The 24178-nt window shown below is 56.7% G+C and carries 20 protein-coding genes; 11 read left to right on the top strand and 9 right to left on the bottom strand.

What is annotated here, in order from left to right; genetic code table 11:
* The first annotated feature begins 85 nt into the window (after positions 1-85).
* Positions 86-385 carry a helix-turn-helix transcriptional regulator gene (locus ACFSE1_RS18290; RefSeq protein WP_377405088.1) on the top strand — a complete coding sequence of 100 codons (300 nt, stop codon included), beginning with the start codon at positions 86-88 and terminating at the stop codon, positions 383-385.
* Here ACFSE1_RS18290 and ACFSE1_RS18285 read toward each other — a convergent pair.
* The 3 genes from ACFSE1_RS18285 to ACFSE1_RS18275 form a co-directional block, all read right to left on the bottom strand.
* Positions 346-1035, bottom strand: a complete 690-nt coding sequence (locus ACFSE1_RS18285) for a response regulator transcription factor (protein WP_377404702.1) — start codon at positions 1033-1035, stop codon at positions 346-348. The genes ACFSE1_RS18290 and ACFSE1_RS18285 overlap by 40 nt on opposite strands.
* Positions 1032-3563 (bottom strand): sensor histidine kinase, encoded by a 2532-nt coding sequence (locus ACFSE1_RS18280; protein ID WP_377404700.1) that lies wholly within the window; start codon positions 3561-3563, stop codon positions 1032-1034. The genes ACFSE1_RS18285 and ACFSE1_RS18280 overlap by 4 nt, the downstream gene beginning before the upstream one ends.
* Positions 3564-3735: 172 nt before the next feature.
* Positions 3736-6690: a PAS domain-containing protein gene (locus ACFSE1_RS18275; RefSeq protein WP_377404697.1), complete on the bottom strand. Its 2955-nt coding sequence runs from the start codon at positions 6688-6690 to the stop codon at positions 3736-3738.
* 250 nt (positions 6691-6940) lie between these two features.
* On the opposite strand from ACFSE1_RS18275, the gene ACFSE1_RS18270 reads away from it, so the two are divergent.
* A complete protein-coding gene (locus ACFSE1_RS18270; RefSeq protein ID WP_377404693.1) occupies positions 6941-7882 on the top strand; it encodes a transglutaminase-like cysteine peptidase in 942 nt (313 codons plus the stop codon).
* A gap of 29 nt (positions 7883-7911) precedes the next feature.
* On the opposite strand, the gene ACFSE1_RS18265 is transcribed toward ACFSE1_RS18270, so the two are convergent.
* The 4 genes from ACFSE1_RS18265 to ACFSE1_RS18250 are packed head-to-tail and all read right to left on the bottom strand — an operon-like array spanning position 7912 to position 13471.
* Entirely contained in the window at positions 7912-8565 is a 654-nt protein-coding gene (locus ACFSE1_RS18265) for a ribbon-helix-helix domain-containing protein (RefSeq protein WP_377404690.1), read from the bottom strand.
* A gap of 1 nt (position 8566) precedes the next feature.
* Positions 8567-9859, bottom strand: coding sequence for an HlyD family type I secretion periplasmic adaptor subunit (locus ACFSE1_RS18260; protein ID WP_377404687.1), 1293 nt, complete (start codon positions 9857-9859; stop codon positions 8567-8569).
* Positions 9856-12012, bottom strand: a complete 2157-nt coding sequence (locus ACFSE1_RS18255; protein ID WP_377404684.1) for a type I secretion system permease/ATPase — start codon at positions 12010-12012, stop codon at positions 9856-9858. The genes ACFSE1_RS18260 and ACFSE1_RS18255 overlap by 4 nt, the downstream gene beginning before the upstream one ends.
* 19 nt (positions 12013-12031) lie before the next feature.
* A complete protein-coding gene (locus tag ACFSE1_RS18250; RefSeq protein ID WP_377404681.1) occupies positions 12032-13471 on the bottom strand; it encodes a TolC family outer membrane protein in 1440 nt (479 codons plus the stop codon).
* A gap of 541 nt (positions 13472-14012) precedes the next feature.
* Here ACFSE1_RS18250 and ACFSE1_RS18245 point away from each other — a divergent pair.
* Together ACFSE1_RS18245 and ACFSE1_RS18240 are read left to right on the top strand one after the other, a co-directional pair.
* Positions 14013-14717 carry a GntR family transcriptional regulator gene (locus ACFSE1_RS18245; RefSeq protein ID WP_377404678.1) on the top strand — a complete coding sequence of 235 codons (705 nt, stop codon included), beginning with the start codon at positions 14013-14015 and terminating at the stop codon, positions 14715-14717.
* Between the two features lie 93 nt (positions 14718-14810).
* Positions 14811-15773 carry a dihydrodipicolinate synthase family protein gene (locus tag ACFSE1_RS18240; RefSeq protein ID WP_377404675.1) on the top strand — a complete coding sequence of 321 codons (963 nt, stop codon included), beginning with the start codon at positions 14811-14813 and terminating at the stop codon, positions 15771-15773.
* An 821-nt stretch (positions 15774-16594) separates the two neighbouring features.
* Here ACFSE1_RS18240 and ACFSE1_RS18235 read toward each other — a convergent pair.
* Positions 16595-17494, bottom strand: a complete 900-nt coding sequence (locus ACFSE1_RS18235) for a LysR family transcriptional regulator (protein WP_377404672.1) — start codon at positions 17492-17494, stop codon at positions 16595-16597.
* Between the two features lie 100 nt (positions 17495-17594).
* On the opposite strand from ACFSE1_RS18235, the gene ACFSE1_RS18230 reads away from it, so the two are divergent.
* Genes ACFSE1_RS18230 through ACFSE1_RS18215 form a run of 4 tightly spaced genes read left to right on the top strand, consistent with a single transcriptional unit; the run spans position 17595 to position 21740 of the window.
* Complete coding sequence (locus tag ACFSE1_RS18230) at positions 17595-18698, top strand: 4-oxalomesaconate tautomerase (protein WP_377404669.1); 1104 nt, start codon at positions 17595-17597, stop codon at positions 18696-18698.
* A gap of 31 nt (positions 18699-18729) precedes the next feature.
* On the top strand, positions 18730-19710 hold the full coding sequence (locus tag ACFSE1_RS18225; protein WP_377404666.1) for a Bug family tripartite tricarboxylate transporter substrate binding protein: 981 nt from the start codon (positions 18730-18732) through the stop codon (positions 19708-19710).
* A 1-nt stretch (position 19711) separates the two neighbouring features.
* On the top strand, positions 19712-20233 hold the full coding sequence (locus tag ACFSE1_RS18220; RefSeq protein WP_377404663.1) for a tripartite tricarboxylate transporter TctB family protein: 522 nt from the start codon (positions 19712-19714) through the stop codon (positions 20231-20233).
* A 1-nt stretch (position 20234) separates the two neighbouring features.
* Positions 20235-21740: a tripartite tricarboxylate transporter permease gene (locus tag ACFSE1_RS18215; protein WP_377404660.1), complete on the top strand. Its 1506-nt coding sequence runs from the start codon at positions 20235-20237 to the stop codon at positions 21738-21740.
* 608 nt (positions 21741-22348) lie between these two features.
* Here ACFSE1_RS18215 and ACFSE1_RS18210 read toward each other — a convergent pair.
* Positions 22349-22567 (bottom strand): hypothetical protein, encoded by a 219-nt coding sequence (locus ACFSE1_RS18210; RefSeq protein WP_377404657.1) that lies wholly within the window; start codon positions 22565-22567, stop codon positions 22349-22351.
* A 368-nt stretch (positions 22568-22935) separates the two neighbouring features.
* Here ACFSE1_RS18210 and ACFSE1_RS18205 point away from each other — a divergent pair, with 368 nt between their 5' ends.
* From ACFSE1_RS18205 to ACFSE1_RS18195, 3 genes are all read left to right on the top strand, one after another.
* Complete coding sequence (locus ACFSE1_RS18205; protein ID WP_377404654.1) at positions 22936-23130, top strand: hypothetical protein; 195 nt, start codon at positions 22936-22938, stop codon at positions 23128-23130.
* A gap of 253 nt (positions 23131-23383) precedes the next feature.
* The gene (locus ACFSE1_RS18200; RefSeq protein ID WP_377404651.1) at positions 23384-23599 is read left to right on the top strand and encodes a recombinase family protein; all 216 of its coding nucleotides are present in this window, start codon (positions 23384-23386) and stop codon (positions 23597-23599) included.
* A gap of 79 nt (positions 23600-23678) precedes the next feature.
* Positions 23679-24149 carry a recombinase family protein gene (locus ACFSE1_RS18195; protein ID WP_377404648.1) on the top strand — a complete coding sequence of 157 codons (471 nt, stop codon included), beginning with the start codon at positions 23679-23681 and terminating at the stop codon, positions 24147-24149.
* Positions 24150-24178: the final 29 nt, after the last annotated feature.

Raw genomic sequence — 24178 nt, 5'->3', positions numbered from 1 at the left:
CTGGCCAAACGCGAAGTTCCTGCTGGCGCACCCCAAAAAATCAGTCTATATGATCAATATCGACCAATATGGGCAGCTTTCACACATGGGTCAAGCGGAAACAGCTAAAATTCTGACACCTGCTTTGTGTCGGGCAGCAAGAGGACTGCTGGATTGGACGCAATGCGAATTGGCTGACCGATCCGGCGTCTCACGTAGCACCATCCGTGATTACGAAGGCAGCCGCCATGACGTTCACCGCTCTACCGAGGCGCAGCTGCGGCAGGCTTTCGAAAACGGCGGTGTTCGGTTCATAAATTCCGAGGGCTGTCCCATCGGGATCGCATCATCTGCAACAGATGACCGTCAAGCGTCGACGGATCTGTCTCCGGGCGACAACGCGTAGCCAACGCCGCGCACGGTGACGATGGGCGCCTCGACACCTTCATGCTGCATCTTTCGTCGAAGGCGCGCGATCAGGTTATCAACTGTGTGGCCACTAATGGATCTCGGATCGCGATTGGCGATGACATCGAGCAAGAAATCACGAGAAAGCGCCTGAGACGGGCGAGAGGCGAGTGCCACGAGAATGTTCATCTCGCCGGCCGTCAATTCCAGAAGCTGCCCGTTTGGCTTGAACAATTCCCGGCGCACGACATCCAGCACCCAACCGTTAAAAGTGATCACTGGCTCACGGGAGCGTCTAAGAACACTGCGGATACGGGCCAATAGCGTTCTCAGATTAACCGGCTTTGTCACATAGTCATCGCCGCCTGCCTCCAGGCCCGCCAGAACATCGTCATCGGAGGAGCGCCCCGTCACGAAGATGAGGCCAAAACGCTCGCCCAGGCGCATCTGGGCAGCAATCTCGATGCCATCGCCATCCGGCAGGTTCACATCAAGCAGTACAATATCCGGTTGTTTGGCTTGCAGCCGAAGGCGCATCTCTGACGCCGAGCGAGCCTGAATGGTGTGGTAGCCATTCTGCTCAAGGAAGCTGCAAATCATTTCCAAATTATCAGGTGCATCTTCTACGACGAGAACAGTGTCAGTCATGCTTCGCCCCGATCCTCTTCCCCCCGACCAATCTCGTATCGGCGACCGGCCTCAATGGAGTTGATCGTATACTGGATCGCATCTCTTAAATTATTGGCAATTTGCATCATATTGCCTTCATCAGCTGTCAACGCATCCTGCGCAACATTGGCGAGATCTTCAAAACCCATGTTCGAAGCACTGCCTCTGACACGATGTGCAATAGCCTGAAGCGCGTCATATGACATCACACCTTTGTCAATTTTCAATCGCTGTTGACGCAAATGCTCAAGAAATAGTTGCGTTACCTTTTCCCGTGCTTCCGGCTCCAGAAGCTCGACCGGGTTGATCCCCTCCTCGGCCGGGAAAAGCGCTTGTGAAAGCGCTTCAATCGACGAATTCAGCGGCAGGGCCAGATCTGCCCCAGCATCGCGGATTTCATCCGCCGCAACACTCTCGAGATCCGCAAGCACCACGATTCGCAGCGATGCCCCCATCTGCCTTCTGAAGGTATCGACCTGCACCGGGGTTGGCGAGACCAGAAAAACGGCAGGAAAGGTTTTCGACAGCATCATGGTTCGCGCGGCAGACATATCCGACACGGGGAAAAGACGTAGATCCAGCCGCCGAAGCGCAGCCTGCGTAGATGGCGGCACCGCCCCCACCAAAAGGACATCGGAGCCAGGCGAGAGAAAGGGGGCCACAAAGGAAAGGTGCGGCTCGGATCCAGGCGCTATACTGGCCAGAACCTGCAGAAGCTGGGGAATGCTGATGGGCTTGGCAAGATGGGCATTCATACCCGCTTCACGTGAGCGTTCCACATCTTCCCTCATGGCATTGGCAGTCAGTGCGACAATGGGCAGTGTCACAAAGCGCCCCCCGAGCTTGCGAATACGCCGGGTCGCTTCAAAACCATCCATTTCCGGCATTTGCAGGTCCATTAGAACAGCGTCGAACTCGCTTCTCTGGACAGCATCGATTGCCTCTCTACCGTTCTCCGCAATCTCGCATGCATGCCCTTCAATCTCCAGCAGTCCTCGAGCTACTTTTTGATTGATCGGATTGTCCTCGACGACCAGTAGGCGCAGCTTGTGGGAGGGGGCGAGCTTGGCCCCCGATGAGATTTGCGGGGCCGACAGATCGATCGGAGCTTCGTGTGCTGGAAGCGGCAGGATAATGGTGAACGTGCTGCCCTTGCCAGGCTCGCTGGACACGGAGATGTCCCCGCCCATCACCTGTGTGAGGCGCTTGGCAATGGCCAGCCCCAGACCCAGACCACCGAATCGTCTGCGAATAGAAGCATCGGCCTGTGCGAACGGCTCGAAGACGGTTCCTATTTCTTCCGGGCTAATGCCAATTCCGGTATCTGAAATGGTCAACAGGACAGCATCCCGCTCCTGCCCGGCCACGCCGGACTGCACGATGCCAGCCATGACAACCGAAATACTACCCTTGTCCGTGAACTTGACGGCATTTCCGATAAGGTTGAGCAGGATCTGACGAATGCGCGCGGCATCGCCCAAGACCCAACCGACACGGTGCCCTTCATGAACGAATGTCAGATCGAGATGCTTCTCCCTGGCTCGGGGGGCCATCAGATCCACAACATCCGCCACCAGCTTCGGCATATCGACAGGCCCGAGGTTCAGCGAACGGGATTCCTTGTCGAGGCTCGACAGGTCCAGCACATCGTCGAGAATGGTGCGCAAGGCCTCCGCAGACCGGCGAACCACCTCAAGGCGTTCACGCAGTGACGGACGCATATGTTCGCGCAAAAGCAGATGGATCATACCGAGAATGCCATTCATCGGCGTGCGTATCTCATGGCTCATGACCGCCAGGAATTCGCCTTTGATCCGTTCTCCAGCTTCGGCCTGCTCCTTCGCGGCCGTCAGCTCCCGGTTGATCTGGTTTATCCGCTCAATCTGGAGGAATTCCTCGCGCCGAATACGGCTTAGCTGGATGCGAAACGCGTTACCGACCGTGAATGCGATTGTGGCCATCATCAGAATGATGGCCAGATCCATCGGCGGCTCGGGGTCAGGTCGCAAGACACCCCAGAAAAGAAGACTGATCAAAGCGCCGTAAGCACTGATGAGCGCCGCATGCAGGCTTTTGCCTGGCAAATACATCGGCAGCGCAATCGCAATCATGGGTATCAAGACGCCGCCATGACGAACCAGTGATGGATGATTGAAGATAAGCGCATTCAGGAAAAAGAAGATGATGGCCTGCGCATAACTGATCCACACGATCTGCTGCGCAGTGGACGCATGCTTCAGGCGCATCAAGGTCACTATGCCAATGATGCCGATAGCCAGCCGCACACCAACGAAGAGATAAAGAGCCGGTGCGGGAAGCAGCAGCAGGTCCATCGGCAAGAACGAAAGGCTGGCAACCGTGATCGCGGTTACGGAAAGCTTTGCACTCGCGCGGCTTTTTTCGATTGAGGCATCGCAATAGGCCGCCTCAAGTGCAGAATCGCGAAACTCGCCACCGAATGATATGGCGAGACGGGAAGGTGAACCTGCCTGCGAGTTTAGCACCATGGTACCGCGCTTTTCTACAAAGATGTCCGCATCTCCTTAAGCGCGATCACCAATTTTCGCCATAGGCAACACACGGTTCAGGGCGAGCGCAGGTCCAGCACAAGTGCGTTGGCGGCTTCACGTCCGGGCTGCTGGCATGCCAAGGAAAAAGGGGGTTTCACGTGCTTCCGGTTTAACCGAGAATGCTTACGCCTTTCTGCCGCTGGAATACCCTTCTCAAAACATCCTTCAATGCCGATTGATCATAGGGCTTCTGAAGAAGAGCAGCCTCTTCGCTCACCCCCGCAGGCAGGTGATGCTCGCCTGTTGCGAAGACGACGGCGAGCGCGGGGTTATGCGCCACCGCCCGCTTTGCAAGCGCACCTCCATCGAGATCAGGCAAGCCTATGTCCGTGAGAAGGACATCAACAGGTTCACGCGAAAGCGCCGTAAGCGCTTCCCTGCCATTGGCGGCCTCAATGACCTGATAGCCAAGCGCCTCCAGCATTTCGGCAGTGTTCGAACGGATCAACCCATCGTCTTCCACCAGGAGGATGATCTTGTCCCCGGCCTGCTCCTGGCTTTCCGCAACTTGCGGGGCTTCAAACGACCCTGCGATCCCGATCTGCTTCTGGTTGGCGATGACGTGGCGCAGGCGGCGCGCCAAGGCCTCTCTTGTATAAGGTTTAGACAAAAGCTCGACACCTGCATCCAGAATGCCGCCATGCACAATGGAGTTCTCCGTGTAGCCGGAGGTAAAAAGGATCGCGAGATTGGGGAGGCGCTCCTTCGCCCGGCGCGCCATTTCGCGGCTCTTCATCGGCCCCGGCATCACCACATCCGTGAAGATGACATCGATTGGCAGGCCGCTCTCGACCACGTTCAAACCAGCCTGCGCATCCCTCGCCGTCAGCACGCGGTAGCCGAGGTCTGCCAGAGTTTCCACCACGGTATTGCGGACCTCCTCGTCATCCTCAACAACAAGGATCGTTTCCGAGCCACCAACAACCGGGCCATTCTGAACGACAACCTCACGATCCTCGTCAGCCACCGATCTCGGCAGATAGATTTTGACAGTCGTCCCCTGCCCGACTTCGCTGTAAATCTTCACATGTCCACCGGACTGTTTGACGAAGCCATAAACCATCGACAGGCCAAGGCCTGTGCCCTTGCCCTCCGGCTTGGTTGAGAAGAAAGGCTCGAAAACCCTTTCCAGAACCTCCGGGGGCATGCCCGAACCCGTATCCGTGACAGCCAGCATGACATATTGCCCTGTACTCACTTCCGGATGAGAGCGGGCATAATCCTGATCGAGGCTTGCATTGCCGACTTCGACAGTGAGCTTACCGGAACCTTCCATCGCATCGCGGGCATTGATGGCAAGATTGAGCAGTGCGTTCTCAACCTGTGTCGGATCCGCATAGGTATTCCACAAACCGCCGCTGCTGATGACTTCAATTTCGATCGCCTCTCCAAGAGAGCGTCTCAAAAGATCGTCCATGCCATGGATGAAGCGGGCGATATTGATGACGCGTGGCTCCAATGCCTGGCGGCGACCGAATGCCAGAAGTTGACTGGCCAGTTTTGCGCCTCGGCTCACACCCGCCAGCGCATTGGTGACACGCCGTTCCGCCCGCGCATTTCCTGCCACATCCTTCACCAGAAGCTGCAGATTGCCCTGGATAACCTGCAGCAAATTGTTGAAGTCGTGCGCGACCCCGCCTGTTAGCTGGCCGATCGCTTCCATTTTCTGCGCCTGCTGGAGCGCGCGCTCGGCCTGACGGCGTTCAGCCATCTCGGTCTCGACACGCGCTTCGAGCGTTTCATTCAATTGACGCAGCTGTTCCTCGGCACGCTGCCGATGGCGCACCTGCCGCTCAAGGCTTGCCGCGTGTTCCTGAAGGCTTGCCTCCGCCTGCCGCTGCTCGGTGATATCGGTATGAACGCCAACCCATTCATCAATCTCGCCATTAGCATTCAGAACGGGGATCGCGCGTATCATGCAGGTGCGATAGCGGCCATCATGTCGGCGCACCCGGTGCTCCCAGATATAGGTGGACTTCGTGGCCACCGCCTCGCGCCAGCTGGCGATAGAGGCGACACGATCCTCCGGGTGGACAGCATCCGCCCAGCCATAATCCCGATATTCTTCCTGCGCCTGGCCCGTCAACGAGGCCCAACCCGGCTGCTCTCCAATCATCCGTCCATCGGGACTATTGGTCCATAACACGCCATGTACGGCATTCATGGCCGCTCTGAACCGGTCGTTACTGCGTCTAAGAGCAAGTTCGCCGAGTTTGCGATCATTGATGTCAATGATCAGGATGTAGATGCCATCCACGGCGCCGTCGGCAGTTTTGCGCGGGATATAACGCACTTCAGCCGTGCGTCTCTCACCATCCGGACGCTCGATAATGCTGTCCGTGATGATCAGTTCACCGGCGAGAGCGCGATCAAGCATCGCCCTTCGCCTCTCGTAATAGTCCTCTCCGATAACGGAGCGCGCATGGCGACCGATCACATCACCAGGGGCAAGTCCAAACCAATCCACATAGCCCTGATTGGCAAAGCGATAGACATGATCATGACCGAGATAGCCGACGAGAATCGGCATCGCGTCAGTCAGCTGCCGCAATTCCTCACGGCTGTCAGCGAGCGCACGGACGGCCAGGACCTTCTCCGTGTTTTCAAGAACGGTACATAAGACCCCGTCTACACGCCCCTCCTCGCTGTAAATCGGCGTATAGAACAGATCGAAGACGACATCTTCTGCCATGCCATGCCGGTAAAGGGTCAGCACCTTGTCGCGGAAGGATTGGACCTCCCCACGAAAGCCCGCCTCGAGGATCTTTCGGTTCCAATCCCAGATCTCCGGCCAGATATCGGGAACACGTGCGCCAAGAGCACGGGGATGATAACTTCCGGCAATCTCCATATAGCCGTCATTATAGAGCATGACGTGGTCAGGGCCCCACATGAGCACCTGCGGAATAGGCGAATTGACGATGGAATTGACTTTGATGCGCAAGTGATGCGGCCACTGGGAAACAGGGCCGAGGGAGGTCAGCGACCAGTCAAACTGACGGATCAGATCACCCGTTTCGCCACCGCCAACGGGCCAGTGCGCTGACACGACCTGCAGATTCATTAGCATCACCAAATAAGAAAAGCTTGCGGCGTAATATGGAGCGCACTTGCATTTGTCCAAGGGTTTCTACACCCCCCAACCGCAAAATACGCAAGCCCGCACCATAGGCGATACTCACAGGATATGGCGGCAAAGTCGATAAAATTTTATTCAAATATCTATACTGATTTATACTTAAGATTATCCAGTATTTTGAACTGCATATTCAAAGGTTTTTGCGATCTTTTTCTTGAAAGAAAGAGGATCGCCTGTGCAGAACCGCTCGCTCCTGACCTTAGCAGGTCTTACACTTGCCACGACGCTGATCAGCGTGCCAGTTCACGCGCAGAACGTACGCACTGTCGATCTTGCCAATCTGACACAAGCGAGATGTGCCCAAACCTGTGGAGAATGGGTTGCGAGCCTACCCCGTTTCGTTGCTGAACCTCTGCCACTGCAGCTGCAAACCGGCTGGACACTCCTATCCACGCAACTCACACATCGCATGTCAGGATCTTCTGTACCCGCCACGGATCAACAGCTGACAACCGCCTCCATTGCCCCTGCGGGAGCTCCGACTGGCCGAGAAGATGTTTTTGGTTCCGTCGCAATTCCGTTCAAGAAGCTAAGTGCTCTGGCCAAGGCCAAGCCAACCTTCGATGCCATTGCCGAGGGAAGCGCTCTTCAGTGCGGTGAGTTGGAATGCAAATCGGAAACAACGGCATTGACCAACACGCTAGCCAAGGTGAAAACGGCTTCCATCCGAGACAAGCTGAACGCTGTCAATTTTGCCGTTAATGGCGCAATTCGTTACACCACCGATAGCGACCAGTACGGCAAGCAGGATGTATGGTCTTCGCCATCGGAGACTCTCGCCCGGAGGAAAGGCGACTGCGAAGATTACGCCCTTCTGAAAATGGCAGCTTTGGCTGCTGATGGAGTTCCCCTGAAAGACATGTCGATCGTTGTCCTCTACGACACGAAGCGGCACTTTTACCACGCGGTCCTATCCGTGACGGTGCAGGACCGCCATTTCATCCTCGACAACAGGCGCGAACAGGTGCTGATGGATAAGGATCTACCCGATTACCAGCCCCTTTTCTCCATCTCGGAAGGTCGCGGCTATCTTCATGGGTCGAAGATCAAGAATCAGGCTTTGGCCTCGATAAAAGGCTTTGATGGCGTTGCCCCCGGTGAAGGTGCTGATCTTTGAGGCGACCAGCCGGACAGCATGCACTGCTCTCAATAACGAGAAACGTAACCGAGTACCATTTGTTGCTCGCAATCTGGCGCCAGAGCAATATTGATCTGTCCACGTAGCGTCGCGCCGCCGCAACTGACGCTGAAACCCGTGGCCAGAGGTCTTCCGGGATTTGCCTCCAGAACGGCAATTGCATCGGCAATCTGCGTTTCGACAGAAAAACGCAAACCTCGGGTTAGCTGCGTAACATTCGGCAAGGACAGGCGCTGACGCAGCATGGTCAGGAAAGCCTCGTTGAAGAAACGCAGCCGCTTGTCGCGCGTGAGAGCAACGGTGGGTATGGGCGAAGCCTGCACAAGCGCGTTGAGCCTATCGGAGGATGCCACATTCTCCGCATGCGCAAGACGGGAAATGGACCATTTCACCGCAAGGACGCGCAGCCACGAGGCAAGATTACCGTTGTCCGGCAGCTGGTTGACGGCGTGATCGATCAACTCGGCGAGTGAAAGCCCGGTTTCGGCCGAGACACGCGCAAGCGCATCCCAATAGATGCCCTCCAGTCGGATCCCCCGCCTCTCTCCGCTTTTCGAGGTAACTGCGCGGAAACGCGGCTCCGCATCAATAGATGCAACGGCGGGAAAGGCTTCCGCCGCACCATCCGTCTGCTGATCGCCCTGCCGCACCACCACTACCATGTCAGCGCTCCGTCAACGCGACCGACCGGGCCTTGTTGATCGGCTTCATCAGATAACTGAGAACCGATTTGCGGCCCGTCATGATTTCCGCCGAAGCGATCATGCCAGGGATGATCGGGTAGGAACGACCATCGCGCTCCAGAGCCGATTTGTCCGTTTTCAACTGCACCAGGTAGAAGGTTTCGCCCTTTTCCTTCTCAACAATACTGTCGGCGGAAACATTGGTCACTTCGCCCATCAAGCCGCCGAAAATCGAGAAATCATAGGCGGTGATCTTGACGACTGCCGGCTGTCCCCGACGGACAAAAGCCACATCCCGCGGAGAAATTTTGGCTTCGATCAGCAAGGTATCAGCAGTTGGAACAATACCAGCCACAACCTTTCCTGGATCCACATAGGCACCAAGTGTGTTGACTTCCAGCGTGTTCACGATGCCATCGACAGGCGAGCGAATATCCGTCCGCTTCACCCGGTCCGATGCCCCGCGAATGGTTTCTTCCATGACGGAAAGCTCGGCCAGTGTCTGCGCCTTTTCAGTCAGCGCCTGCTGTCTGAGTTCAAGCGCCAGAGAATTCATTTGCAGCTTGGATTCTTCTATCGCCCCACGCAAACGACCAAGACTTTCCTGATAAACCGCAAGCTGTCCCTTTTGATCCGTCAGTTCGCGCTCCGTCTTGATGACGTCCGTTTGCGCAACGAGACCCTTCTTTGCCAAGGGGCTGAGCAGATCGAACTGGCGTGTTGCACCGGTAATGTTCTGCTCCAGTCGCTTGATATTGGCTTCCGCCTCTGCCATTTCGTTCTGGCGCTGGCGCAAACGCTCCTGCAACACATCCAGCTTGTTCTGGTAGCTTGCCCGGTTGGCTGCAAACAGCCGCTCCTCGTTCTCGCAAACCGATTCTGCAACCTTCGCGACGTTCTCCGGGCAGATAAAGGCCGCGTCGTATCGGCCATTCTCCTCCAGTTCCAACCTCGCAACCTTGGCTCCAAGAGCACGCGCCTTGGCAACAGCTTCTCCCAGCGAGGATTCGGTTGTGGTGTTATTCAGCTGGACGATCAGATCGCCCTTGCGAACAATCTGCCCCACCTGCACGGCAATCTGCTGAACGACGCCGGCTTCGGAAGACTGAACAATCTGAGTTTTGGAGACGGGAATAACCTTTCCTTCCCCGCGCGCAATCTCATCGATCTCGGCAATGGCTGCCCAGGCGACAAAAGCGACGATGCAAGCGCCAAGCACTGCGACAATCATTCGCGCCATGAAGGGAGGCGCATCGTGGGACCGGCTCTTCATGGCTGCTGCCCCTTGCGTTGCATCGCATCCATTACAGCCGCCTTCGGGCCGTCGGCGACAACCTTGCCCTTATCGATCACCACGATCCGATCAACCAGATCCAGCATGCTGAAGCGGTGTGTCGCGATCAGAAGGGTCGTGTTCCCGTCGAATGCGGAGGAAAGGCGTTGGATGAGATGCCTCTCACTCGCAAGATCCATCGCTCCAGACGGCTCGTCAAGAAACACGATCTTGGGCCTGGTGAGAAGAAGACGCGCAATGGTGAGTGCCTGCTTCTGTCCACTCGAAAGATTATTGCCGCGTTCGCCAACCGGCATATCGAAGCCACGTGGATGGCTGGAAACGAAATCCTCAACGCCTGCCATGCGTGCGACGGCCAAAAGCTCTTCATCCGTTGCATCCGGCCTGCCGAAAAGCAGATTCTCCTTCACCGTGCCGGAAAAAAGATCTGACGACTGTCCGGCCACCGCAACAGCCGAGCGGACCTCGGCCATGTGGTATTGACGCATATCGACGCCGTCGATCAGAATGCGTCCGGACGTGGGCATAAACAGCCCGTCCAGCAGACGCCCCACTGTGGTTTTGCCGGAGCCGATGCGTCCGATGATGCCAACTCTTTCACCTGGCGCAACGGTGAGATTGAATTCCTTGATGACCGGGACATCTGCGCCGGGATAGGCGAAAGAAACATTCTGAAACGAAAAACGTCCCTGCCGTATCTGCCGATTCACAAAACCGACAGTGTTCGGCCTGTCTTCCGGTTGTTCCATGACCGCATTCAATATGCGCAAGGACATGGTGGCTTGGCGGAATCTCGCCAGCGTCATGGCCAATTGCCCCAGAGGGGCCCCTGCACGCCCTGCAAGCATGACAGTAGCAACGATGGCGCCCATCGCCAGCCTTCCCTCAGCAAATTCATAGGTACCGGCAATCACGATGAGCACGCTTACCATCTGCTGGACGAAGCCAGTCATATAGATCGCATTGGAGGAAATATGTTTGATCTCCTCACTCGTGCGGCTGGAACCCTTCATCAATTCCTGCCAACGGCGCAGCATGGGCGCTTCGGCGCGAAGGCTCTTGACGGTTTCGATGGTGGATATGGTCTCGATCAACAAGGATTGCCGCAGGGATGCTTCATTGGCCGCGGCGGCCATGCGCTGGCCAATGCGGGCCTGTGCGTAGAAACCGATTGCGATAGAAAGAAGAAAAGCGACTGCGGGGATCACCACCAACCAGCCAGCCAAAAGGTAGATGACAACCAGAAACACGAACACAAAGAGCGTGTCGATCATCAAACCAATCGTATTCGAGGTGAAAAACTCTCGAACGAACTCATACTGCATGACGCGATTGGCATATTCGCCGGTGGATAGGGGCCGCGAAGACAACGTTGCATTCAAGACTTTGTCGAATATCATCTGCGAAAGGCGCAGATCCGCCTTGCGGCCAGCATGATCGATCAGGGCTGAGCGGGCTGCCTTAAGAAGATAATCGAATAGGTATGCCAGGGTAATACCCAGAGCCAGCACCCACAAGGTCTCGACTGCCTTGTTCGGAAGAACGCGATCATACACATTCATGGTAAAGAGTGGCGAGGCGAGCGCGATCAGATTGATGAACAACGCCGCTATGACCACACGTACATAGCTGCGCCAGTAAGGCGCAAGAGCACGCGTCAGCCAATGGCGGCGCTCAATTTCAGCTGCATGGCCCACCAGTGCTTCCTCGGAAGCATTGATGTAATGCTGGGTGAATGCGTAACCGAGAACGGGACGTAGTCGGAACAGGTCGGCGCGAGTCAACTGGTAGGTTTGACTGTTGGTCGGATAGAGACCGACGGTAAACATTCCCGCATCATCGCTTTCCAACAGAACCAAATAGCTATCATCTGGCAGGCGCAAGATTGCCGGGCAATCGAAATCGCCCTCGCGGCAGGCCCGATCGTCCAGCTGAAGCGTCTGAAGACCGATCCGCTCGCAGATCATCTCCACGTCGTCGATCTCCAGCGACTCCACGATTTCATCGGGGAGCCCGGAGAACAGAACCGTCTCTGCCGTTGTGCGACCATAGAAAGCAGCCACTGACGAGAAGGCAGCCTTAAAGGTCCGGCAAACCGCTAGGTCTGCCGATTCCACTTTTATGTTAAGCATTTTTCCTTGCGCTTACCCGCTATTCCAGCGGTGCTGTGAGATCCATGGGAAGACCAGCGCTCTGGCGAGAATTCCGTTCGCGATAGCCTGGATCGCCGCTTGTGGATTTGACGGAAAACTCGTTGCGGGCGTAGGCCTCCACCTGTCGCACCGGCTTTAGATTCATCGACTTGAGGAGTGAACCTGAAGCAGCAAGAATTTTGTATTCTGCAAAAAGTGCCGCGAACTTCGCAGTTTCCGCCAGAATACTGGTGTTAAAGCGTGTGTTTTGCGCGTCCAGCACATCCAGCAATGAACGCTGCCCAACCTTGAACTGTTCGCCATAGGAAGACACAAGCGTGGCATTCTGGGCAGACTGAGCCGCAATGATCTTGGCGATTTCGCTACGGCTGGAGCGTTCGTTCCAGGCGCTGCGCACCGATTCTTCTATCTCCCGCATGGTCTGATGCGATGAGTAACGCTGCTCGCTCGCCCGGCGAATCTGCTCCTGCTCACGCGCCTGATCGATACCGCCTCTATAGAGGTTCCAACGGGCCACGACACGCACCTGCACATCGTTGGTGTTGCCTTGGCTACCGCTAATGTCTCTGCCAACCCGTGCATTGCCCTCTAAGTCAACCTTGGGCGCATAGCTGGCGCGCGCGCCGCGAGCAGCGGCATCGGCAGCATCGATATCCGCAAGAGCGGCGTGCATTCCCGGATTGCTAACCTTGGCAATCGAGATCGTCTCGTCCAGCGTGCGCGGAACATGCTTTGCCAGGGACGGCGGGAGACTTGCATCCCGGATTGGCTCACCCACAGTCTTGAGGAATCGGATCTTGGTGGCTTCCAGTTCCTGCTGCGCTTCGCGCAGTCGCGCCTTTGCTGCCTCAAGTCGCTCCCGGCCCTGCACACGGTCTACATCGGTGAGTGCGCCGCCCTTGATGCCCTCGTTGATATCTCCGATGATGCGATTGTGGAAATCAACGTTTTGCTTGGCAATGCCAACAATCTTGGCCTGCAGGATATATTCAAGGTAATCCTGCGTTGCCTGAAGTGCGAGCGTTTCAGATCGCTCCAGCACACGGAAGGATGCGCTGTCCACACGGGCGGACTGCTGCTCCACCTGCGAACGGATCGCACCACCATCGTAGAGCCTCTGGGTAATGGTGAGACCGACGTCGGCCGGAACGTAGTTTTCATGATTGGTCGTCAGCGTGCCCGTGGAAGCATTAGACAAGCGCCGCTTACCATAACCAGCCTCAAGATCAACGGAGGGGAGATAAAGCCCGCGCGCTTGCCGCAATTCAAACTCAACGGCCTCCCGGTTCTTGGAAGCCTCAAGAATCTGCGGATTGGTTTGAAGCGTCTTAGCGACCGCCTCCTGCAAAGACATGGCGGATGCTGACGTTTGGATCATTGCGTTCATTGCAACCGATGCCGCCAGAAGAGCCACGAGCCCGCTGCGCCTAAAGAACATTTCTACCCCTCTCAACCCCAATAGGTTGCGCTGAATATACGCACACTTCCCAATCGCACAAGCAGATTTTGAACTGATTGAAGTTCAGCCCAAGAATAGAGCAAAATCGGATAGGTACTTATATTTAGCAACAACCGTCATTTTTCTGTCAGCACAAATTTCGTTCTCAGTCACTTACCTATTTTAGCGACATCAAAAATAGAAGTTAGACGACCTTATCGACTCGCGATACCAAACCGTGTTCTGCAACTGACGGCCTACGAATAGCTGAAAGTGGTTTGGCCACCAATCAACCGAGATTGAGAATTCACGCCAGAATTTTCTCCAACGTCACTTTCACACACTAATATTGAGTAGTGGCTTAGCCGCTCAGCACACACATCCATAGGCTTCGATTATCTGACTTGGCGGAGTTCACCGAATATTCCTCGAACGCAATTGACGCTGAACAGCGCATGCTTTTGGATGAGTTGCCGCGGGTTTGGAAGCAATAGTCTCTCTTCTGCCACAGATCGAGGGCGGTGCGCCTTGGAGTTGTTCTATGTCTGAAGATGAAATCCCTATCCTTGCCGAACGAAAACGTGGATCAGGAGTCCGGATTGTCTATGAGGCGCTGCGCAATGAAATTCTTGATCTGAAGCTCACGCCGGGCAGCCCCATAGACGAAGTGCAGCTGGCGAGCAGGTTCAACATGTCCCGCACCCCAATTCGGGAAGCACTTGTTCGGCTGGAAGGGGAAGGCCTCATAGAGACGCTGCCCAACCGATCGACAATCGTCTCCAATATCGACTTCCTCAACATGCATGCCTATTTCGAAGCACTGGTACTCATGTATCGCGTAACCTTGCGGCTGGCAGCCAGGAATGCAGGTCCTGAGGACATGGCGACCATTCGGGTCCATCAGGCCGCTTTTGCCGATGCAGTGGCAAGGCAAGATGCGTTGGCGATGATTGAAACCAATGCAGACTTTCATGCGTCCATCGCATCGGCCGCGGGCAATGCCTATTACCTGACCTTCTTCCAGCGCCTGCTCAACGAAGGGCGCCGTCTGCTTCGCCTTTATTATCAATCCTTTCGGGATCAGTTGCCGCAGCGTTTCGTGGATGAACACGAGGAGATCATCTGCGCGCTTGAACGAAAAGACACCGAAGAGTGCGATCGCCTCGGACAGGCGCATGCCGAACAGATTGTCACGCAGATTGGCCGGTGGCTGAGCAATTACGACCGCGATCGAATCACGTTGTAAGCTTGTATTTTTTTTGTCGACAACACGGATCCTTGCTGTATTCTAGGTCGCAGCAGCGCCGCAGCAACCGCCAGACCCGAGGGATACAAGACCATGAAAGCTGAGATTTTTTCCGGCGTCGTTCCAGCTTTGATGACGCCATGTGCCGCTGATCGCCAGCCCGACTACGATGCGCTCGTCCGCAAGGCCAAGGAGCTGATTGCTGCCGGAATGTCTGCCGTGGTCTATTGCGGCTCCATGGGCGATTGGCCTCTTCTCACCGATGCGCAGCGTATGGAAGGGGTAGCGAGACTCACTGGCGCAGGTGTACCTGTTATTGTTGGCACCGGCGCGGTGAATACTGCAAGCGCGGTCACACACGCAAAACACGCACAGGACGTTGGCGCACAAGGACTGATGGTCATTCCCCGCGTCCTTTCACGCGGCTCGGTCCTTTCGGCCCAGAGGGCACATTTCAAAGCTATATTGTCTGCCGCACCTGAACTGCCAGCGGTTATATACAATAGCCCCTACTACGGTTTCGCAACGAGAGCGGACCTTTTCTTTGCTTTGCGCAACGAGCACCCAAACCTCGTCGGCTTCAAGGAATTTGGCGGTCCCGACGATCTTCGTTATGCGGCAGAGAACATCACCAGCCGCGATGACGATGTAACCCTTATGGTCGGTGTCGATACCGCCGTTGTTCATGGCTATGTCAACTGCGGCGCGACGGGCGCAATCACTGGCATTGGTAATGTGCTTCCAAAGGAAGTTCTTCATCTGTGCCGTCTTGCGAAAGAAGCAGCCACTGGAAATGTAGAGGCGCGCCAAAGAGCCCAGGAACTCGAGAGCGCCCTCTCGGTACTGTCTTCTTTCGACGAAGGCCCTGATCTGGTTCTTTACTTCAAATTCATGATGTTGCTGAAGGGAGAGCAGGAATATGCACTCCATTTTAACAAAACCGACGAGCTGACCGAGAGCCAGCGTGGCTATGTAACAGCCCAATTCAACCTCTTTACTGCCTGGTACGCCCAATGGAGCCAAATGCCTGGCGTGGTTCAGGCTTGCAAAGTCTGAGTAAACAGCACATTGAACCCCTCCTTGTTTGCGGCAGACAGTTTGGTTTAGTCATCCGGTCATGGCTGGCGCGCCCAGCATGCCGTAATATCGTTCTTCGGCTTCGGCAGGCGGAATGTTTAATATGCTTGCGGTTACCCCGTCGTGGCCAGTCCTATTGCCACCAATGCAGACATATTGCGGGCAATTGCAGTCTTAGGAATCACCATGGTATTCTCACTTCAACCCACTTTCCCATAGATCGGCCCTCGTCCCTGAAGGCACCCCATCGGTTGCAGTTGTAAACTCCGTTGGTTTATCACAGTCTAATCTTCGCATATTTATTACGCGGCACCCCCCAAAACTAGCGTCCATTGCGATTGTTAGAGAAGCTATCGGATTTTCAAAATGCACCCATTCTTGGACTGACACCAAGGCAAATGGCGCAGTGCTCTACCGCTTCCTGAACTGTGACCTGAACGGCAGTCGATGGCCCGCCACACGATACCCTGTCTGGCGGTAAATTTGGCAAGTCCGCGCCATTCAATGCATGCAGTAAATCGATACAGTGCCTCAAACTTGACGTGTCAAATTGAACTCAATCGAGTATCGAAGAGCGGCCCTACGCTTCTACCGCTTAACTTTTTTAGCAGACCGTCAAAACCACTGTGGATCAAAGTGAACTGTCAAAAACGCCAATCTGGAAGAATGGCGTCGCCATAGACAAGACGATGTCGACGAGCTCGCTTTCAAGGCGATGGTCTTTGGTCTGACGAACTGAGTCCTAGGATCCGATGGAAACTGCCCTTAAGTCAGTTAATCGCTGTCCACTTAACCGCGATTCAGCAGTCCGTCCATTCCTGGATTAGCATCTCCCGGAAGCGGATCGCCGCAGGAGACAATCGCCCGCCGCGCCGCTCGACGAGGCCGATCGTTCGGCTCACCAGAGGCCCGGTCAGCGGCACCGTGGCAATCACGGGATGCTCCAACTGGGGCGTCGCAAGTTTAGGCATCACGGAAATCCCTAGCCCCGCTTCCACCAATCCGAGTGAGGTCGACAAATGGTTGACCTCGTAGAACCAGTTGAGCTGCACCTGGGCGGTTGTCAGTGCACGGTCGAGCACGGCGCGGTTACCGCTTGTCTTGCTCACTCCAATCAGCGGATGCCCGGCGAGATCTGCCCAAGTGAGCGAAGCGGCCGTGGCGAGCGGATGGTCACGGCGGCAAGCAAGCACGAAGGGATCCTCGATCAAGGGGGTAAAATTCAAATCCGCGCGCGCAGCACCGGTGATGTTGATGCCGAACTCCACCTCACCGTTCGCCACAGCGTCCAGACCTTCGTTTGCCGACAAATCGAGAATCCTAAATCGAATGCCCGGAAATTTCTCGTTAAAGGAACGCACAACCCTGGGAAGAAAATAGAAGGCAGCCGTCGGAACCGAAGCGATCGTCACCTGCGCCCGATGTCGTCCGCCGAGATCGCTGATCGACAGGATCGAATCTTCGAATTCATCCACAAGGCGCCGAACGAGCGGCAAAAGCTCACGTCCTACCTGGGTTGGTGCGACATGTCGTGTGGTTCTTTCGATGAGCTGCGTGCCGACCGCCTCTTCCAATCCTTTGATGCGCCTTGAAAGCGCAGGTTGTGACAGATTTAGTTGCTTGGCCGCCTCATTGAACGAGCCCAGATCGAGAACGGCAAGAAATGCCTTCAGGTCGAGAAATTCAAAATTATTCCGCATTTCGCAACAATCGCGCAATTCTTTGCATTTCACAACTGATTTCTGACGTGAGAATTCTCCTCTCGCAGCCGGCAGCGACCAGCTTGGAGGATAATGCCGAATGGATGACCTGATCAGGATACCCTGCGTCATGATGCGCGGTGGAACGTCGAAAGGACCGTTTTTCCTGTCCCGCGACCTTCCGGTGGATCCGGTAGAGCGCGATCACCTGCTCTTGGAGATCATGGGATCGGGTCACCCGTTGCAGATCGATGGTATCGGCGGTGGCAATCCGCTGAGCAGCAAGGTGGCGATCGTCGGACCGTCGTCTCACCCGGAAGCAGACGTCGACTATCTCTTCGCTCAGGTGAAAGTTCTGGAGAAGTCCGTCGATACTGCCCCCAATTGCGGCAACATGCTTTCAGCCGTCGGCCCCTTTGCCATCGAGGCCGGGCTGATTGCGGCTGAAGTCGGCGAAACGCTCATCCGGGTCCACAACGTCAATACCGGCAAGATTATCGAGGCACGGGTGCGCACTCCCGAGGGCCAGTTGGTCTATCAGGGCGAAGCGCAGATCGACGGCGTTCCCGGGACCGCAGCGCCTGTCTATTTGGCCTTCCGAAATGCCATCGGCGCCAAGACGGGTAAGTTGCTGCCGACTGGGAACGCAGTCGACCGGGTGCTCGACGTCGATGCAACGCTTGTTGACGGGGCAACGCCACTGGTGGTCCTTCGCGCTTCCGACTTCGGCTTTACCGGGTCTGAACCGGCCGCTTCATTGGATAGCGACAGCGCTTTCATGACACGGCTTGAAAGCGTGAGACGCGAGGCAGGTCGCATGATGGGGCTGGGCGACGTCAGCCAGTCCGTCTTGCCGAAACCGCTGTTGATCGGTGCATCCCAGGGTCACGGCGATCTGGCCGTCCGGTACTTCACGCCCGCGAGCTGCCACACGGCGCTTGCCACCACCGGCGCCGTCAGCCTCGGGCTTGCCGCCACGATCCCAACGAGCCTCGTGGGGGAGCACTTTCCAAACATGACCTTGCCGGTTTCGCTGGCTTGGGAACATCCGACCGGCCTTCTACGCGTACGCATCGAGAAGGCTCAGGGAGATAACAGCCCGACGGTCTCAGTGATGAGAACCAGCCGACGGCTGTTTGAAGGCGCGGCACTTGTCCGCAAACGCGATCCGATGGTTGCTGACTATCGCGTCGCCTCGAAGTGAATGCCATACTTGACTGGGGAGGAGATCAGAAATGCCCATGACAATGACCCGCCGCCTTGTGCTGTCGCTGTGCAGCACGGCAATTGCCTTTTCCATCGCAGGCTCTGGCCTTGCGCAGGACGCCTATCCATCCAAGCCGATTACCTTGATCGTATCCTACGCCGCCGGTGGCGGTACCGACGCAATTGCTCGTGTCTTTGCCGCACGCCTCGAAAAGGCGCTTGATGGCCGGGTGATCGTCGAAAACCGCCCGGGCGCGGCTGCCAATATTGGGACGGAGGTAGCGGCCTCCGCAGATCCCGATGGCTACACGCTGCTGATCGGCAACCAGGGTCCTATGGTGGTCAATCCGCACATCTTCAAACTGAAATCCGACCCGGCCGAAGCGCTCGATCCGATCGCAATGATCGCCGATGCCTCGCTGGTCGTGGTGGTTGGTCCGCGTCTTCCGGTCAACTCGCTCGGCAAACTGATAGAGGCTTCAAAGTCCAAAGAACTTGTCTACGGGTCGGCGGGAAATGCTTCGGCAAGCCATCTCGGCGCCCTGCTTCTTGGTCAGACGGCCGGGATCAAGGTCAAGCATGTTCCCTACAAGGGTGCTGGCCCGGCGGTTAACGACCTCGTCGGCGGTCACATCGATTTCATGGTGACCACCATTCCGTCCGTCATCGGCCTGATCGAAAGCGGCACACTGAAGGCCCTTGCCGTTACCGGCGACAAGCGCTTCGAAACACTCCCCGACGTTCCGACGGCCATCGAAGCCGGTTTGGCCGGCTACACAGCATCCGCCTGGTATGGTCTTGTCGGCCCCAAGGGCATGCCGGCAGAGGTCAAGGCGAAGCTCGAAACGGCAACCGCGGAGACGCTCGGGGATACTGAAGTTCTCGACAAGCTGAAGAACGATGGCGCTGTTGCGTCCAGTATGGGTGCTCAGGCCTTTGCCGACTTCATGACAAGGGAGCGCGCCCGTTGGGGTGAGGTGGTCAAGGCCGCCAACATCAAGGTCGAATAACATGCAGGACTTGACGACGAACAACGAACCACCAGTCGCAAACGGCTGGCAGGGGCGGGAGAGGATTGCCGGCCTCGTCCTGTTAGCCCTTGGCGGACTGGGCCTCTGGGGCGGTGCAGACCTCCCCTTCATGACGAGCGATGGCGTGGGTTCGGGGCTGATGCCCCGTATCCTCTCCCTGATGATCCTGGGCCTCGGTGGTCTCCAGATTGTGCTCAGCCTCAAGGATCCAGGTCCTTCGACGGGTCACTGGGCGATCCGCGAGACGATCCCGGTGGTTCTCGGTGTCATCCTGTTCGCCGTTACGATCCGCGGTTACCCCTTGGGGCCGATCGCCGTTCCGAGCCTCGGGATGGCGGTGGCCTGCCCGCTGGCGATTATCGCATCCGGCCTCGCCGCGCGCGATTCCCGCCTTCCGGAACTGCTCGTCTTTGCGGTTGTACTGACGACCTTCTGTATCGGGTTATTCCGCTACGCGCTCGGCCTTTCGGTGCCCGTTGCGCCCTGGCTGCTAGGATACTGAGATGTTTGAAGTCTTCACCAATCTGGGCCTCGGCCTGTCTGTGGCACTTACACTCAACAATGTGGCGCTTTGCTTTATCGGCTGCCTAATCGGCACCTTGGTCGGCGTCTTGCCCGGGGTCGGCCCCGTCGCAACGATCGCGATCCTCTTGCCGGTGACGCTGTCACTCGATCCGACCGGATCGCTGATTATGCTCGCCGGCATCTATTACGGCGCTCAATATGGCGGATCAACCACCGCGATCCTCGTCAACATTCCCGGCGAGGCAACCGCAGTGGTCACCGCGATCGACGGCCACAAGATGGCGCAAAAGGGCCAGGCCGGTCTCGCTCTCGGTCTTGCCGCGATCGGCTCGTTCATTGCCGGTACGGTCGCCACCATCGTCATTGCAGCGCTCGGCGTGCCGATGACCCGCATGGGTCTGCTTTTCGGCCCGGCCGAATACTTCTCGCTGATGATCATGGGCCTGGTGTTCGCAGTCGTGCTTGCCCGTGGCTCACTGATCAAGGCAATCGCAATGATCCTTGTCGGCATCCTTCTGTCATGTGTGGGCGCCGACATGGAAACCGGCCGCGAGCGCATGACCTTTGATCTGGAAATGCTGCATGACGGCATCGAGTTCGTGGTGCTTGCAATGGGCATTTTCGGTTTCGGTGAGATCTTCAAGAACCTCGCCGATCCCGAGACACGCGATGTCGTGCGCAACCAGATCGGTCGCCTCTGGCCGACGCTGCGCGAACTTCGCGAGAACCTCTCGCCGATCCTGCGTGGTACGTTCCTTGGCTCGATCCTTGGGGTATTGCCAGGCAATGGCGCCATCCTTGGACCCTTTGCAAGCTATGCCGTCGAGAAGCGCCTTTCCAAGCGACCTCAAGACTTCGGCCAGGGGGCACCTGCGGCCGTCGCTGGTCCGGAAAGTGCCAATAATGCAGGCGCGCAGACCTCGTTCATTCCGCTCCTGACCCTTGGGTTACCGCCGAATGCCGTCATGGCGCTGATGGTCGGTGCGATGATGATCCAGGGGATCGTGCCAGGCCCTCAGGTCATCGAGCGCAATCCGGAACTCTTCTGGGGACTGGTCGCCTCGATGTGGATCGGCAACCTGATGCTGGTCATCATCAATCTGCCGCTGATCGGGCTCTGGGTGAAGCTGCTGCGCGTTCCCTATCGCCTGCTATTTCCCGCCATCGTCTGCTTTTGCTGCATCGGCCTCTATTCGATCGCCAACGATGCCGCCCAGGTCATGATGGCCGCCTTCTTTGGCTTCATCGGCTATGCGCTTTACAAGCTGGACTTCGAACCAGCGCCCCTCGCCCTTGGCTTCGTGCTCGGTCGGTTATTGGAGGAGAAGCTGCGTCAGTCGCTGATCATCTCGGACGGAAATCCGCTGACCTTCGTCCAGTCGCCGCTTTCTGCCACCCTCCTAGCAGTCGGCATGATGGCCCTCATCGTCGCCATCTCGCCCTCGATGCGGCGGGGCAGAGAGGACGTATTCAAAGACGCATAAGCAAACGACCGCAGCGTGCCAGATGGTCCGCTGCGGTCATCGCGGAGATGCTGATTGTGTGTACGCCTTGGAAGGCCGCTGTTGGTCGATGATGCTTGCAGTGCAGACGACCGAAATGAAGGCGCGAAGCGGTCGTGACGCACGAGCCGCATATGGCTCAAGAAAATACCATTTGGGAGTCTTCGCTCTTGAAAGGATTCGAACCTTTGGCTTGTAGTTCATGCAGAAGTCAAAGCGTTTACAAACAGTCACTTAGCTAGTTGTCGTAGCGCCGGTAATATTTCCGCTCGAGCAGCGTTTCAAAATCCACAGCCGGGCGCTGTTTGCCGCCCAACTTCACCCAACTTCGTTGCCAGTTCCGCACCGAAGTCAATTGCAGTCCCATGAGATGGGCGACCGTCGTGGGAGAAAGCCCCTGGTCGAACAGGCGGCAGCAAATCTCTTCGCCCCGGGTCAGCCGGCCATCATCATATTGGTTCCAAGGATGACGCGAGTCGTCTCCTCACTCCCGATAATCGCAGACTGCATCTGCTTGTTTAGGTCATCGATCTGCTGCTGTCTCGCCTTCCACTGCTTCGCGATCTTCCGGCGCAGTAGCTTGATCTCGTTTAGAAAGACCCGTTCGGCGCTACGGAACGTTCTGAAGTGATGTCGGCGACAAGCTCATGGATTTCGCGCCCGGCGCTATTGCGGTAGTCGATGAGACGACGGATTACCGCCTTTTCATCGGCCGACAACGCGCCGTCGGCTTCAAGTGCATCGAGGCATTTGACAGCCGGATTCTTCGTCCCCTGCGGCACGTGTTCTGCACGGCCTGTGTGCGTCATGAAGCCATCGGTACCCGTATCAGCGACAGCACCCTCGTCTAGAGTTGCTCGGCATAGAATAACACCAGCATCATCTGGGCCGAGCGCAGCTTCAGGATATTCTGTTCCAGCCCGGGCAATCGGGAACCCAGAGGATAGAGAAAACTGGGCTTGTGCATAGCTCAGCTCATGTGACGGCGCTGACGCATGAGAATACGGGTCGTCTCCGCCCTGAGATATAAGTCATCCTCCAGCGTGATGAATCTCGCGCTCATAGTGGCAATGCGGACCGGGAACAGTCGCTGAAGGGATTCCCAAATGTCTTCTTTCCGGCCGAATATCGGTTTGAAGACCGCTTCCCATTTGTCATTGCGCTCGATGATGCCTTTTTGGCCCAGCGAGAAGGCAATCCGGCCCGCACGAATAAGGTCGAAGGGGACCTACTCGAAGCCTTGGTCGTGCAGGGCTTTGACAGAGCTGCCTCGGATGCAGCGCTTGGCGATCTCATCGACATATACGTCGACGGCAAATGGGATTTCAGGCGCAAGGTACATCTCAGGACCAAGATCGAAACGGACAGATAATCGGTGCGCTTGGCGGTCACAGGCGATGCGGCAGGCAGCTGGCGCATCGCGAACGCCGTCTCAGGTTTTTTGGCTCCTTTCCCCTCATTACTTCTTAAAATGCCGTTCGCGAAGAATCGTGCGACGCGGACCCCTTTGTGGCAGTAGGTACCATCCACTAACTGCCGAGGATCATCAGGGGCCGCCATGACCGCAAAAAAACGCCAAAACCGCCATTATCTACGCACGCTACTCTGCGGATCGACAGACAGATGTGTCCATCGAGACCCAAGTCGAACTGTGTCAAAACTTCATCACAGACCGTGGCTGGCAGCTGCTCGATACCTATTCTGACAGAGCGATAAGCGGCTCCAACTATCTGACCAGACCAGGCACTCAGCGCGTTCTGAACCGCATCATGACCAGCAAAGTGGATGTCGTTCTGTGCGTGACAGTCGACCGAGTTTCACGCGACGCTGGAGCACGGTAATGGCTTCCTCAAGCGCCTCCGCTACAACTTTACGGAACTATGGACGGTGCACCGCGGCACATCGGTAACCGATATCAAGATGAGCCTTCGCGTGACACTCAGTCAGGTGCTCGTCGAGCAACTCCGCTACCGGACGCGCAAGGGGATGAAGACCGCCCTCCGCCGAGGCAAGGCCACGACATGTCTTGCCTGTGGGTACCGGATCAAGCTCGAATACGATGCGGATGGAGAGCTTATCCCGGGCCTCCGCGAAGTCGACCGTCTACAAGCCGAGATCGTGCAAGAGAATTTCCGGACGTATGCCGACGGAATGTCGCCTAGCGCCATCGCAGTCGAACTGAACCGTAAAGGCATCCGGGGCCCGCGCTCGGCTGCGTGGCGTGACACCGCAATCCGTGGTCATGTCGACCGCGGCACTGGCATCCTCAATAACAAGCTTTACCTGGGCGGGCTGTCTGGAACCGCCGCGAGTATTACAAAAATCCGGACACGGAACGCAGGATCTCCCGCCTTAGGCTCCAGACTCAATTGCTCCACCATGTCACGATAGCTGCGATGTAGCAGGTTGCCGCGAAGTTT

Origin of the sequence: Affinirhizobium helianthi, assembly GCF_042680945.1 — a bacterium.
In the GTDB taxonomy this organism is placed as follows: Bacteria; Pseudomonadota; Alphaproteobacteria; order Rhizobiales; family Rhizobiaceae; genus Neorhizobium; species Neorhizobium helianthi.
This window is presented reverse-complemented; position numbering and strand designations above follow the sequence as displayed.